Source organism: Companilactobacillus heilongjiangensis (assembly GCF_000831645.3).
In the GTDB taxonomy this organism is placed as follows: Bacteria; Bacillota; Bacilli; order Lactobacillales; family Lactobacillaceae; genus Companilactobacillus; species Companilactobacillus heilongjiangensis.
Genome location: NZ_CP012559.1, coordinates 109583 through 122471 on the forward strand (window position 1 = coordinate 109583; position 12889 = coordinate 122471).

Annotated in this window: 11 protein-coding genes; 7 read left to right on the top strand and 4 right to left on the bottom strand. The window is 38.4% G+C overall.

Annotated features, from left to right (window positions below; genetic code table 11):
• Positions 1 to 278: 278 nt before the first annotated feature.
• Positions 279 to 1178, bottom strand: a complete 900-nt coding sequence (locus JP39_RS00485; RefSeq protein ID WP_041499183.1) for a PhzF family isomerase — start codon at positions 1176 to 1178, stop codon at positions 279 to 281.
• A 162-nt stretch (positions 1179 to 1340) separates the two neighbouring features.
• Between JP39_RS00485 and JP39_RS00490 the strand changes: the two genes are divergently transcribed.
• The 5 genes from JP39_RS00490 (at position 1341) to JP39_RS00510 (ending at position 7901) form a co-directional block, all read left to right on the top strand.
• Positions 1341 to 2687: an SLAP domain-containing protein gene (locus JP39_RS00490; RefSeq protein WP_041499185.1), complete on the top strand. Its 1347-nt coding sequence runs from the start codon at positions 1341 to 1343 to the stop codon at positions 2685 to 2687.
• 1023 nt (positions 2688 to 3710) lie between these two features.
• Complete coding sequence (argC, locus tag JP39_RS00495; protein WP_041499186.1) at positions 3711 to 4736, top strand: N-acetyl-gamma-glutamyl-phosphate reductase; 1026 nt, start codon at positions 3711 to 3713, stop codon at positions 4734 to 4736.
• A 17-nt stretch (positions 4737 to 4753) separates the two neighbouring features.
• Complete coding sequence (gene argJ / locus JP39_RS00500) at positions 4754 to 5980, top strand: bifunctional glutamate N-acetyltransferase/amino-acid acetyltransferase ArgJ (protein ID WP_048699170.1); 1227 nt, start codon at positions 4754 to 4756, stop codon at positions 5978 to 5980.
• Between the two features lie 27 nt (positions 5981 to 6007).
• Complete coding sequence (gene argB / locus JP39_RS00505) at positions 6008 to 6751, top strand: acetylglutamate kinase (protein WP_041499187.1); 744 nt, start codon at positions 6008 to 6010, stop codon at positions 6749 to 6751.
• 19 nt (positions 6752 to 6770) lie between these two features.
• A complete protein-coding gene (locus JP39_RS00510; protein WP_041499188.1) occupies positions 6771 to 7901 on the top strand; it encodes an acetylornithine transaminase in 1131 nt (376 codons plus the stop codon).
• A gap of 162 nt (positions 7902 to 8063) precedes the next feature.
• Here the strand turns inward: JP39_RS00510 and JP39_RS00515 are convergent, their stop codons facing one another.
• From JP39_RS00515 to JP39_RS00525, 3 genes are all read right to left on the bottom strand, one after another.
• Positions 8064 to 8645: a TMEM175 family protein gene (locus tag JP39_RS00515; protein ID WP_041499189.1), complete on the bottom strand. Its 582-nt coding sequence runs from the start codon at positions 8643 to 8645 to the stop codon at positions 8064 to 8066.
• Positions 8646 to 8765: 120 nt separating this feature from the next.
• Positions 8766 to 9704: a nucleoside hydrolase gene (locus JP39_RS00520; RefSeq protein ID WP_041499190.1), complete on the bottom strand. Its 939-nt coding sequence runs from the start codon at positions 9702 to 9704 to the stop codon at positions 8766 to 8768.
• Between the two features lie 12 nt (positions 9705 to 9716).
• Positions 9717 to 10139: a MarR family winged helix-turn-helix transcriptional regulator gene (locus JP39_RS00525; RefSeq protein WP_041499191.1), complete on the bottom strand. Its 423-nt coding sequence runs from the start codon at positions 10137 to 10139 to the stop codon at positions 9717 to 9719.
• An 841-nt stretch (positions 10140 to 10980) separates the two neighbouring features.
• Between JP39_RS00525 and JP39_RS00530 the strand changes: the two genes are divergently transcribed.
• A complete protein-coding gene (locus JP39_RS00530; protein ID WP_041499193.1) occupies positions 10981 to 11625 on the top strand; it encodes an SDR family oxidoreductase in 645 nt (214 codons plus the stop codon).
• A 101-nt stretch (positions 11626 to 11726) separates the two neighbouring features.
• Entirely contained in the window at positions 11727 to 12656 is a 930-nt protein-coding gene (locus JP39_RS00535; protein ID WP_041499194.1) for a DUF7916 family protein, read from the top strand.
• The last annotated feature ends 233 nt before the right edge of the window (positions 12657 to 12889 follow it).

Below are 12889 nucleotides of genomic sequence, written 5' to 3' on the forward strand. Positions count from 1 at the left end.
CCGAGCCAAAGTGCGGTCTCGAACCTCGATTTTGAACTTCGCAAAGTACGCGAATTTCAAAACTCGCCCCGTGGTGTAAGAGCTAAAGCTCTAACGCCACCTTCACAGCGGACTACATTATTGTCGGTCTCCGGCTAGAGTATTCTAAATATGAATACTCCCAGCTCTTCCGACTAATTAATCGTTAATAATTGAATGTAAAAATATTTAATTATTGAAAAAATAAGACAGGAATCCGATTTGGGATTGCCTGTCTTGTTTGATATTGAAGATATAAATTATAAATAAATATTAGTATAAAAGGCAATCACTGCATCACCGACAATCTGAATTTTAACCGGTTGACCGTGATCCAGATGGACTCGAACCAACATGGTTCCGGGTCTTTTTATTTTTTCACCTTGAACGATTGAAAATTCAAAGGTATCGCCGTGTGTTTCGACTAAATTATATTTGATGAGGTAAGCACCCAAAGGTCCGTTGGCATTGCCAGTTACGGGATCTTCGTTGATACCGCTGGCTGGTGAAAACATGCGGCCGTGTATCAATTCTTTTTTATCTGGTGTGGCGAAAAAGACGTAATATCCGTTGCAATTAATGTCTGGCGTGATAGCTTTTAGTGCTTCTAAATCAGGAGTTAAATTGTCGAGTGTCTGTTGATTATCGACTGCGATCATGACTTTGGCTGCACCGGTTGAGGCAATTGCCATTGGAAATTTAAGATTGCGTTGTTGTTCAGAAATTCCCAAGGCCTTGAGAATACGTAATTGGATTTCAGCAGCTAAAGGTTCATCAACCGATATTTGACCTTGAGTCATAGTGATTTGATAAGTATCGCCAGTTTTCAAAATATCAATTGGAAGGTTGCCCGCACCAGTTTCTTGAACGATAGTTTGTGATGGTAAATTATTTTCGACCGCCCAAGCAAAATTAGCGCCAATCGTGGCATGACCGCAGATTGGGACTTCAGTTGTAGGTGTGAAAAAACGAATTCGAATGTCAGCTTCGTCAGTCGTTGAGGGAAGAATAAAGGCAGTTTCCGAGTTATTCATTTCCCGAGCAATTTGTTGCATTTGTTTTTCGGTTAATCCATCAGCGTTTGTGACTACTCCAGCAGGGTTGCCAGCTAACTTAGTTTTTGTGAAGGCATCGACTTGATAAACGTGATAATTTTTCATGATTTCTGACTCCTTAAAGAGAAATAAATAGACCACTATGTAAATAAATTATAATTGTAAAGGTTTCGTAATATTTACGAAAATTCGTTGCTTCCTTATATGTATGAATTATAAACTTAACATGAATATAAGTAAGAATATTCTTCAGTGGAGATGGATATAATGAAAAAAAGAAATAATATTTTAGTAGCATCAGCAGTTGCCATCATGCTAGCACCAGCTGCTTTGAATGCTCTACCACAACAAACAGTGGATGCCAGTGCTGTGGGAACTGTCGCCACTACAACGCCAGTTTATAACGCAAGTGGTAAACAAACAGGTCAAACTTTGCCAAGTGGAAGTAAGTGGCAATTAGGTCAACAAGAAACCATCAACGGAGTAGCTCATTACTTAATTGGTACAAATGAGTATATTCCAGCTTCAGTTGTTACAAATGTTACTGGAGCAACAAACTCTGTTGATCCTGAATTTGGACCAGCCATCACATATAATACTAATCCCGATGCTGGAAAAACTGTTACAGCTAATCAAAAGTTAGGAATTGTTGACCGTTATGGTAACGAAACAGGAACTTCTTTACCAGCTGGTAGCCGTTGGGTTATTGGTGAAGTAATGCATGCCAACCGTATGGTTTACTACCAAGTCGGAAATAATCAATACATTCAATCACTCGATGTAACCATTGATGGTGAAAATGACAATAACAACTCAAATACTGCTGCCGATAATTATGTTGAAACAGACGGTAACTTTGGCAAGACTGGTACCATAACTCAAGTCGCTGCCGTAGTTAACGATCAAGGTACAAATACCGGAATTGTTTTGCCAGTTAATAGTTCATGGAAACTTGGAAAAGCTATGCACCGTGACAAGCAAACATTCTATCAAGTTGCTACTAACGAATGGGTCTCATTTGCCGATATGTCAGTTGCTAGTTCAACAACTACAAATAACAATACAGACTATTCTGGAAATGGTAGTTACATCACGTCTGGATCAACAGATGCAGGTAAGACCGGAACAGTTACAGTTACAACCGATATCGTAAATGGTCACGGTGATAATACTGGAAAAACTGTACCAGTAGGTAGTAAGTGGATTCTTGGTGGAGATATTTTACATTATGACAAGCAAACGTACTATCAAATCGCTACAAACGAATATATTTCAGTTGCCTATGTAAATATTGCTGACGATACAACAACATCTACACCAACAACAAATACCAATACAAATTCAAGCATGCCAACACCTGGCAATGGTTTGATTGCTACAACAAAGAAAAATATCCAAACATATAACACAGCAACTAACAGATATGATCAAAGCTTACCAGCTAATACATCATGGAAAATTAGTAAATTAGTTGTTAACAAATATGGTTCATATTGGGGTCAAGTTGGAACAAACGATTGGGTTTGGATCTCTGATGTTAACTTGAACGGTGGATTGAACTTGAAGTCAAATTCATATTACGAACCAGAATTTGGTACAAGCATTATTAAATAATACATTTATGAGATACATCTTCAGAAATGAAGGTGTATTTTTTTTGTGTTCTTTGCCTGCCGCCGGGGATTGCCAGAGAATTTTCACCTGCTATGGGACCGGCTCGAGCCAAAGGGCGGTCTCGACCCTCGATTTTGAGCTGAAGTTCGCGTCTCAAAATTCGTCCTGTGGTGTAAGTGCTAAAGCACTAACGCCACCTCCATTGCGGGTGAAATTCTCTGGCAATCCCTGGCTAGTGTTTCTGTTAATTTACTGCTAGTTATCTGTTAGTTTTGAATTCATAGCATACTTGGAATGTTGATGTATAAGGATTTTGAGTAACAAATTATCTGTCAGTTTACTGCTAATTACTGCTAGTTATCTGTTAGTTTTGAATTCAAAGCATACTTGGAATGTTGATGTATAAGGATTTTGAGTAACAAATTATCTGTCAGTTTACTGCTAATTACTGCTAATTACTGCTAGTTATCTGTTAGCTTGAAATTCAAATCATACTTAGAATACTGATATATAAGTATTTTGAGCAACAAATTATCTGTTAATTATCTGTTAGTTTTGAATTTAAAATATTTCAGTTATTGAATTGACAGTTAAAAAGATTCCAACCAAACATCAGATAAAAAAACACCCTAGCCTTCGGTTGTCAGTAATGCAGACCGCAGTGCAAGTGGCGTTATAGCAGCGGTTTTCTGCTATTACACCACCGACGTATTTTGAGATTCGCGGTTTTTGCGAAGCTCAAAATCGAGGTTCGAGACCTTGGCTTGCACCGGTCGCACAGCAGGCTGCATTACTGACAACCGGAGGCGGCAATAAAAAAATAATTTCAATAATTAAGATTTTTTTTAAATGTTTTTAACCTTTATCTATCAATATTGGAAACGATTTCCAACCAAAAACAACATTAAAGAAATAATTATTTGATTAGAAAAATGCTTGTTATTTCTAATAATCAGGCGTACTCTAACTATTAATTTCTACGAACGAAAAGTAGAACAAAGACGTCAAGAAAGGATGATACGTATGAATGTTGGTCTTGTCGGCGTTACTGGTTATAGCGGTAGCGTCTTGTACGAACTATTATTGCATCACCCAGAAGTTGATTCGGTCAACCTCTATGGGCATGCACAATCGGAAATAAAATCTTTAGAATCGGTCCTACCTCAACTACGACGACGAGCTAACATTTTGCCTTATGATCCTGCTGATATCATGAAGAACAATCAAATGGTATTTTTCGCAACATCTGCTGGTGTTACCACTGAATTAGCCAAGCCGTTTATTGACAAGGACTTTCCAGTGATTGATCTAGCCGGAGACTTTCGATTGAAGTCACGTGACGTATACAAAAAATGGTATAAGAAGGATGCTCCAGAAATGAAGTATCTTGAAAAGTCACATTATGGATTAGCTGATTTTACTAGCTCAAAGGGTGTAACTTATGTTTCTAACCCGGGATGCTACGCTACAGCGACAATTTTAGCTTTAGCGCCATTAGTTAAAAATCATCTGATTGATCCAACTTCAATCGTAGTGGATGCCAAATCTGGTACATCCGGTGCGGGAAAGAAATTGAGTGAATTAACTCATTTCAGCCAAACAAATGAAAATCTGCAACTGTATAAGGTAAATCAACATCAACATATTCCAGAAATCGTTCAACAATTAAAACTTTGGGACAATGACGTACCTTATATTCAGTTCACAACAACTTTATTACCACTGACACGTGGAATAATGGCCAGTTGCTACATCAAGGCAAGGCCTGAGATAACTGAAGAGGATGTCCGAAAGTCCTTTAATCAAACTTACTCAGCTGATACCTTTGTGAATGCTACTGAAGGAGTTTTCCCAACACTTAAACAAGTTGTCGGAACTAACTTCTGTGACATCGGTTATCAATTAAACCCTGTTACCCATCAAATTGTCGTAGTCAGTGTAATTGATAACCTCCTAAAAGGTGCAGCCGGGCAAGCAATTCAAAACTTTAACCAAATGTTTGAATACGAGCCAGGTCTAGGATTGGATTTAATTCCAACCTTGCCATAAATTAGGAGGATTTTTTTATGCAATCATTTATCGAAGAAGAAGAAAAAACTTATGAAGTAGTACCTTTTACATGGCCTAAGGGTTACAAAGCCGATGGAGTTTACGTAGGATTGCGTAAGAATCCTGAGAAAAAAGATATGGGTTGGCTTTATTCAGAAGTTCCTGCTCAAGCTGCTGGAACTTATACGACCAACCAATTCCAAGCTGCTCCCACAAAATTAACTAAACAGACAATTAATAAAGAACATCTTTTACAAGGTATTGTGATGAACACTGCCAATGCTAATTCCGTAACTGGTAAGCAAGGCATGATTGATGCGTTACAAATGCAAGCTTGGGCAGCCGAAAAAATGGCTGTTGACAGTGATTTAGTTGGGGTCGCCTCAACCGGAGTTATCGGTGAACCATTGCCAATGAATTTGATTAAAAAAGGTGTCGATAAATTACAGCTGTTGGATAATTTCTACGTAACTGAAGCTGTTCTGACGACCGATAAACATACTAAGACTATCTCAACTCAAATCGAGTTAGACGGTCAGACAGTAACTATTAGTGGCTTTTGTAAGGGTTCAGGGATGATTCATCCAAAGATGGCAACAATGCTTGGGTTTGTCGTTACTGATGCCAAGATTGCTGATGGAGCTTTGCAGGGAATGTTGAGCCAAGAAGTTGATTCAACTTTTAACCAGATTACCGTTGACGGCGATACTTCTACTAATGACATGGTTGTAACGATGGCCAATGGTCTAGCTGGAAATGAACCGATTGAAAATGACGATAGTGCTAATGCACAGACTTTTCTAAATGCTTATAACGCCGTTTTAACACAATTGGCTCAGGACATTGCAGCTGATGGTGAGGGCTCAACAAAATTGGTCGAAGTTAACGTTGAAAATGCGGCTAACCACGCTGATGCACAGAAGGTTGCTAAAGCAGTTGTCGGTTCTAACTTAGTCAAAGCAGCAATTTTTGGTGAAGATGCCAACTGGGGTCGGATTATCGCAGCTATTGGACAGACGAATGCTCAAGTCGATGTCGATCACACGTCAGTTTGGTTGAACGATTTACCACTCGTTACTGACAGTCACAGTGCTGATTTTGACGAAGCAGTTATGAAACAGACTTTATCCGAAAATAAGATTACGATTTTGGTTGATCTTCATTCCGGAAATGCGACTGGTCAGGCCTGGGGCTGTGATTTAACTTACAATTACGTCCGAATCAACGCCACATACAGAAGCTAATTAAAAAATACGTATGAGGTGAAGATTATGAAGGAAACGATTGTTGTAAAAATAGGTGGCAATGCGAGCGACCAGTTACCAACGACTTTCTTTAAGCAACTGGAAACCTGGTGGCTCGAAGGTAAACAAATCTTGATTATCCATGGTGGCGGTCCACAAATATCGCAATGGAGCGAGAAATTACAGTTGCCTGTGAAGAAAATTAACGGTATCAGGGTAACGAATAACGAAACTTTGAACGTTACCAAGGCGGTTCTATTAGGCTTAGTTCAACCAAAACTTTGTCAATTTATCGGTAATGCTGGTTTGCCCGTTATCGGCTTAAATGCCAGTGATAATCACTTGTTAGAAGGCAAGTATTTAAATCAAGCTGAATATGGCGAAGTTGGTCAGGTTACTAAAATTAATAAAAAATGGTTGCAAGAAGAATTACAGAATCAGATTGGAATTTTGGCACCATTAGCCCAGACCCATGAAGGCCAGTGGTTGAACGTCAATGCGGATATGGCTGCTGCGACAATTGCCATTCAGTTGCACGCTGAATCGTTAGTTTTGTTGACAGATGTGCCAGGAGTTTTAAATTCTGGTAAAGTCGTTCCCAAATTAACGGAAACAGTGGCTGATGATTTATTCCAACAACACATTATCAAATCAGGGATGATGCCCAAAATTAAGGCTTCATTCAATGCTTTGAGAAATGGCGTTAACCAAACTTTTATCACCAATGATTTAGGACGACCGGGAACACAGTTCCAATACGTCGAAAAATAAAAATTTCTGGAGGTTCATTATGGAACATGTATTCCCAACGTACGCGCGTTTCCCATTTGATTTAGTTAAAGGTGAGGATGTCTATTTAACCGACAATCATGATAAAACTTATTTGGATTTCACTAGCGGTATTGGTGTCTGTAGTTTTGGTTACAGCAATGAAATTATTCAAAGTAACGTTCAAAATCAATTAGGTAAAATTTGGCATATTTCTAACTTGTATGAAAGTCAGATTCAAGACGATGTTGCCGCAATGTTGTGTGACGATGATCAGTTAGCTTTCTTCTGTAATTCAGGTACTGAAGCTAACGAAGCTGCGTTCAAGTTGGCTCGTAAATATAATGGTAAAACAGCAGTTCTAGCATTCAACAACGGGTTCCATGGTCGGAGTTATGGTTCGATGTCATTGACCGGTAATCCAGATATTCAAAAAGGCTTTGGTCCATTAGTTCCAGATGTAGAATTTGCGGACTATAACGATAACGAAGCGCTTGAATTGATTGACTCGCATTTAGCAGCGGTAATTCTTGAAGTAATTCAAGGTGAGGGCGGCGTTTATGTAGCTGACCAGAAGTGGTTGACCGATATTCAACAAGCTTGCCATGATAACGGCGTTTTACTGATTATTGATGAAGTTCAAAGTGGAATTGGCAGAACGGGTAAGAAATTTGCCTTTGAAAACTTTGGGTTGAAACCTGATATCATCACTTTGGCAAAAGCGTTAGGTAACGGTATTCCGATTGGCGCGATGATTGGTAAAAAGGAAATGATCGGAGCCTTTGGCCCTGGGTCACATGGAACAACTTTTGGCGGTAATAAGTTAGCTATGGCATCTGCTCAAGGCGTTTTACAACAATTAACACCAGAATTTTTGGCAGAGGTTCAAGCTAAGTCAGCTAAAGTCTGGCAAAAACTAGAGACAGAAATTCTACCATTATTATCTGTGACCGAGGTAACTGGAATGGGTCTAATGATTGGGATTCATTTGGATACGACATTAGATGTCAATGAAGTGATAACAAAACTGCAGGATAAAGGTTTACTGACATTGTCAGCTAAGCACAATACTTTGCGTTTGTTGCCACCATTGATTATGGATGATGATAAATTAAATGAAGGTTTAGATATTATCAAAGAAATTTTACAGTAATAAAAAAGGTAAGATATTTGAGATGATAGTAAAGTATCATTTAAAAGTTTTCACAGTATAAAGATTGCCGAAAATTCACATAAAACAAAAATAGACTATGAATCCTAATTAATATCGGAGTGATTAACTCTGATTGTAGAATTCATAGTCTATTTTTTTAAATCAAATTGTCTGGTCATTGTTACGCGTAATCCACATAATAACTGATAAAAAGGCAACATCAAACATGACAACCCAAGTCATCATTGGAGGGTAAATTGTTAAAGTTATGATTAGACCAATAAACTTTAGCAGTAAATTCAAGATCATGACCCAATTTGGTGTCGTAAATAATAATCCAAAGTGAAGGTGTCTATTGGCATGGTTGAGCGCCTGTGAGATGGCTATATTACTGAAAGTAACCAGAATTACATTGATTCCATATAATGCTTGGGCAACGGAATTGTTGAAATGTGAAGCCATAATGCTGGTTGTGTATGGAAAAAATGATGTGAAGAATAGCATTACTAACGAGAGTATGACAATCGAACTATTAATTTTTTTAACCTCTTGCCAACCGTTATGGTGTGACAACCACATTAATCCAATCCAGAAAAATGAAGTAGTATATGCGAAATAATTTTCTCGGAGTGCAAAAATTCCTGCCCAAGTTACTTGTGTGGGCTTATCCAGTTCCAATACTAATATGGTAATGACGATAGCTAATACAGCATCTGTGAATGCAACAAGTCTTTCTTTGCTCATAAGTTTTGTTCCCCCTTGCGTAAGAGTATAAAAAAAGATATCGCCCCAGTCAAAAGGACGGTATCTAAGCATCAGTTATGGATTTGGTGAGATTTGATAACCAATTGAATTTTTTAATATTTATTTGTCGTAGCTTGCTAATGAATCAAAAATGAATTTAACAAATGCTTCACGGTCAACATCTTCAAGAACTTTGATACTGTTCTTTTGTGGAGCATCTGTACGACGGTCGGGATATGTCATACCACGATATTGGTCGTTAGTTAGGCAAACATCCATTGAATAGTTTGTGCTCTTAGTGAATAATTCTGGAGCAATCAAACTGATAACGGCACAGGCATCGTGAATTGGAATCTTTGTCATACCTTTAGCTAATTCAGCTGAAGCGTAGAAATCCAAGATGGAGCTGGCCATTTTACCAACGCGACCGAGATCTTTAATCTTACCGATTTCGTCCATTGTTAGATAAGCCTTGTTTTCGGTTAAGTTTAGACCTGATAAAGTAATTGGCAATCCTGAGTTGAAGACGATATCCATAGCTTCTGGGTCAACGTAAGCGTTGAATTCGGCAGCTAGAGTGATGTTACCTTGAAGAGTTGAGCCACCCATAATATAGATGTGTTCGATATTTTTCTTAACGTCTGGGAAAGTCTTCAATAGAAGGGCAACGTTTGATAATGGAGCAGTGGCAACCAAGTTGACCTTTTCGTCACTCTTAGAAATGCGGTCGTACATGTATGTTACGGCGTTGTCGCTTGTCAAAGGATAGTCAAGACTGTTTTCGGGAAAGTCATAACCTTCCATACCAGTTTTACCGTGGATTTCACCAGCAGTTTCAATTGGTTTTACTAGTGGGGATGCTTGACCAGATGCAAGTTCTGCCTTTGAGCCTAAAAATGTTAGTAGCTTCTTAGCATTTTGTGTAACATATTCAAGTTTAACGTTACCACCAACGGTAGTAACACCCATCAAATCAGCTTTTTCGGGATGTGCAAGTAAAACTGTTAGAGCAATCGCATCATCAATACCAGGATCACAGTCCATAATTACTTTTGTCATTAAATCCTTACCTCACTTTTTTAATTTTAAGGGAATCTTTTTGAGAGCGCGAACAAAACTATGCCGTTCTAATGTACCTAAAGTCGAGAGAATTTTCTGATCATTATCGGTCATAAATTTATCGATAGCATCTTGCATCTCTTTAGACTTGTCAGACAAAACGATACGTTTCAAACGCGAGTCACTTTTAACGCTACGTCGAATAATTAATTCATCTTTTTCCATAGTCTTCAAAATATTAGTCGCAGTAGAGCGGCGAATATTGAATTCTCTCTCAATATCTTTTTGATAAATCTCGACATTATGGTGGTCAGCCAAGTAATGAATAATCTGTACCTGAGTACCAGTCAGTCCATATTTAGCCGCAAAAGTATTGATACCACGGGAAATTTCATTCGATGCAACCTTAATCAAATGAGCCACGTCACTCGTCATAAAAGATCCTCCTTAGAGCATTGTATTACTCAATAATTATAACATCATGTATTTGTTCTATCTTTAATGATTGTAAAATTATTCACAACTTTTTATTGTAGAAGGATGCCGCCTCCGGGCGTCAGTAATGTAGCCTGCGGTGAGACCGGTGCGAGCCAAGGTCTCGCGCCTCGATTTTGAGCTTTGCAAAGTACGCAAATCTCAAAATACGTCAGTTGTGTAATAGCGGAAAATCACCGCTATAACGCAACTTTCACTGCGGTCTACATTACTGACACCCGGAGGCTAGAGGTTTTCTGGATGTTTAGGAAACCCTTAAATCTATAACTCATTTATCAAATAGTTTGAATAGAATTGTCTTAAAGTGATCAACAGAACAAATTATTAATAGTCTGATAATTTAGTATTAATACGTAATATTATTTAGTTCTGATTTTTGTACTTTTTTGAGTTCCACCAAGGTACAAGATGGAGGAAGATACCTAATAATTCAGTATTATTTATGTATCCAAAATGAGAAATACAAAACATTTTACCAATACATTAGCCTGAGGATGACAGTGATTTTTGCCTGCTGTGGAGGTGGCGTTACGGCTTTAGCCGTTACACCACAGGGCGAATTTGGAGACTTGCCGAACTGTGGCAAGGCTTCAAATCGAGGTGTGAGACCTTGGCTCACGCCGGTCCTCATAGCGGCAAAAAATCACTGTCATCCTCAGGCGGCCCCCCAACCAGATTTATAATTTTTAGTTCTTTCTAAATCCCTCGAGAAACATTCTTTGTATTAATTTCAAAACTCACCTATATTGGACTGTAGAAACTAATACAGGGGGAAAAGTAAATGGCTAAAGTTTTAATTTTAGGTGCTAACGGGAAAATTGCTCGTTTGGCTGAACATATTTTTGTTGATACAACTGATGCAGATTTAAGATTATATTTGAGAAATGCTGGACGTTTAAAGGATTTCGCTGATTCACACAAATTGGTTGAAACCGTTGAGGGTGACGCTACTGATGTTGCCGCATTGAGCGAATCAATGTCAGACGTTGATATGGTTTACGCAAACTTAGCTGGTGGCAATATTGAAGATGAAGCTAAGGCTGTTGTTGAAGCTATGCATGCCGAAAAGAAGACACGTCTAGTCTGGATTTCTACTTTGGGTATTTATGATGAAGTACCTGGTAAATTCGGTGAATGGAACAACAAGACTTTGGGTAACTACATCACTACATACGCTGCTGCAGCTAAAGTTATTGAAGATTCAGATCTTGACTACACAATCATTCGTCCAGCTTGGTTGACTGACAAGCCAGAAGTTGATTATGAAGTGACACAAAAGGGTGAAGCCTTCAAAGGAACTGAAGTTTCAAGAAGATCAATCGCTCAAGTTGTTGTCGATATTTTCCAAGATCCTGACAAGTTTAAACGCGAGTCAATTGGTGTTAACAAGCCTAATACTGACGGGGATAAGCCTGCTTGGTATTAAAGAATCAAATGCGTGTAATAGCGCATTTTTTTTGTGGCTGAAATTACGTAAAAATGCTATGGTGGTTTTGTAATCGTTTGCAAGTCAAAGGAGAAAAATAAATGGTTAAACGTTTAATTAGTGCCAATTCAAGTGAGATGTTGGCAATGAATGGTGCAGAATTGAAACAAAGTATCAAGGCCAGTGAAGGTCGTGTCGTTTTGAGTGAAAATGTTGTCGTACATGAACCTTTGGATGGCATTACAACTTCAGAAATTGCGGCTGCTTTTGGTGCAGATCTGATTTTATTGAATGCTTTGGATGTGTTGAATCCACTAATTTTGGGACTTTATGACGGAGAAGAAACTATGGCTACGGCTAAAGCACATCATGATGGGGAGTCAATCCACCGTTTGCAAAAGTTAGTTGGTCGTCCAATTGGTGTTAATTTGGAGCCAGTTGATCCTAACGCCAAAATGGCTGAAGACCGCTTGGTTATTCCTGAAGGACGTATGGCTAGTGAGAAAACTTTAAAAGAAGTCGAAAAACTCGGCTTTAATTTCGTAGTTTTAACTGGTAATCCCGGAACTGGGGTAACTAATAAACAAATCGCTGCTAATATCAAAGTGGCTAAAAAAGTGTTCTCTGGTTTAGTAATCGCCGGAAAAATGCACGGTGCTGGGGTTGACGAAGCTGTTGTCAGTCCTGAATCAGTTGAAGCATTCTTGGATGCTGGAGCTGACGTTATTTTGGTTCCAGCTGTTGGAACGGTTCCCGGTTTTGACGATGCTGAGTTGAAAGAAATTGTTAAATTGGCTCACAGTCGTGGAGCTTTGGTCATGAGTACAATTGGAACTAGTCAAGAAGGGTCCGGTAGCAGCTTTATTCAAAATATTGCCATTCGTAATAAAATTGCAGGTGTTGATATTCAACATATCGGAGATGCCGCGTGGGGAATTCAATCACCAATCGAAAATATTTATGCATTGAGTAAAACTATTCGTGGCGAAAGACATGCAATTGCTAGAATGGCTCGTTCAATCAATAGGTAATAAAAAAATCAGACAATCCTTATTGGGAGAGTCTTTTTTTGATAATGGACTTAATTTATAAATATATTTAGATTTAATACATGTTAAAAGTGCGTTGTCTGTTTTTCGTACCAATTGAAGTTTTGGAAACGCTAAAGATGAATTAACGTAAATTAATCTATAAAAATATCAATTTTACCAATAACTCATTTAGCTAAAACGCTGGTAATGGTCCATTTTATATACAAAAAATA

Excerpts from the sequence above, each read along its gene's own strand:
- JP39_RS00520 (WP_041499190.1), bottom strand. The coding sequence starts at position 9,704 with ATGACAAAAGTAATTATGGACTGTGATCCTGGTATTGATGATGCGATT.
- JP39_RS00535 (WP_041499194.1), top strand. The coding sequence starts at position 11,727 with ATGGTTAAACGTTTAATTAGTGCCAATTCAAGTGAGATGTTGGCAATG.
- JP39_RS00510 (WP_041499188.1), top strand. The coding sequence starts at position 6,771 with ATGGAACATGTATTCCCAACGTACGCGCGTTTCCCATTTGATTTAGTT.
- argC (WP_041499186.1), top strand. The coding sequence starts at position 3,711 with ATGAATGTTGGTCTTGTCGGCGTTACTGGTTATAGCGGTAGCGTCTTG.
- JP39_RS00530 (WP_041499193.1), top strand. The coding sequence starts at position 10,981 with ATGGCTAAAGTTTTAATTTTAGGTGCTAACGGGAAAATTGCTCGTTTG.
- argB (WP_041499187.1), top strand. The coding sequence starts at position 6,008 with ATGAAGGAAACGATTGTTGTAAAAATAGGTGGCAATGCGAGCGACCAG.
- JP39_RS00490 (WP_041499185.1), top strand. The coding sequence starts at position 1,341 with ATGAAAAAAAGAAATAATATTTTAGTAGCATCAGCAGTTGCCATCATG.
- JP39_RS00525 (WP_041499191.1), bottom strand. The coding sequence starts at position 10,139 with ATGACGAGTGACGTGGCTCATTTGATTAAGGTTGCATCGAATGAAATT.
- argJ (WP_048699170.1), top strand. The coding sequence starts at position 4,754 with ATGCAATCATTTATCGAAGAAGAAGAAAAAACTTATGAAGTAGTACCT.
- JP39_RS00485 (WP_041499183.1), bottom strand. The coding sequence starts at position 1,178 with ATGAAAAATTATCACGTTTATCAAGTCGATGCCTTCACAAAAACTAAG.
- JP39_RS00515 (WP_041499189.1), bottom strand. The coding sequence starts at position 8,645 with ATGAGCAAAGAAAGACTTGTTGCATTCACAGATGCTGTATTAGCTATC.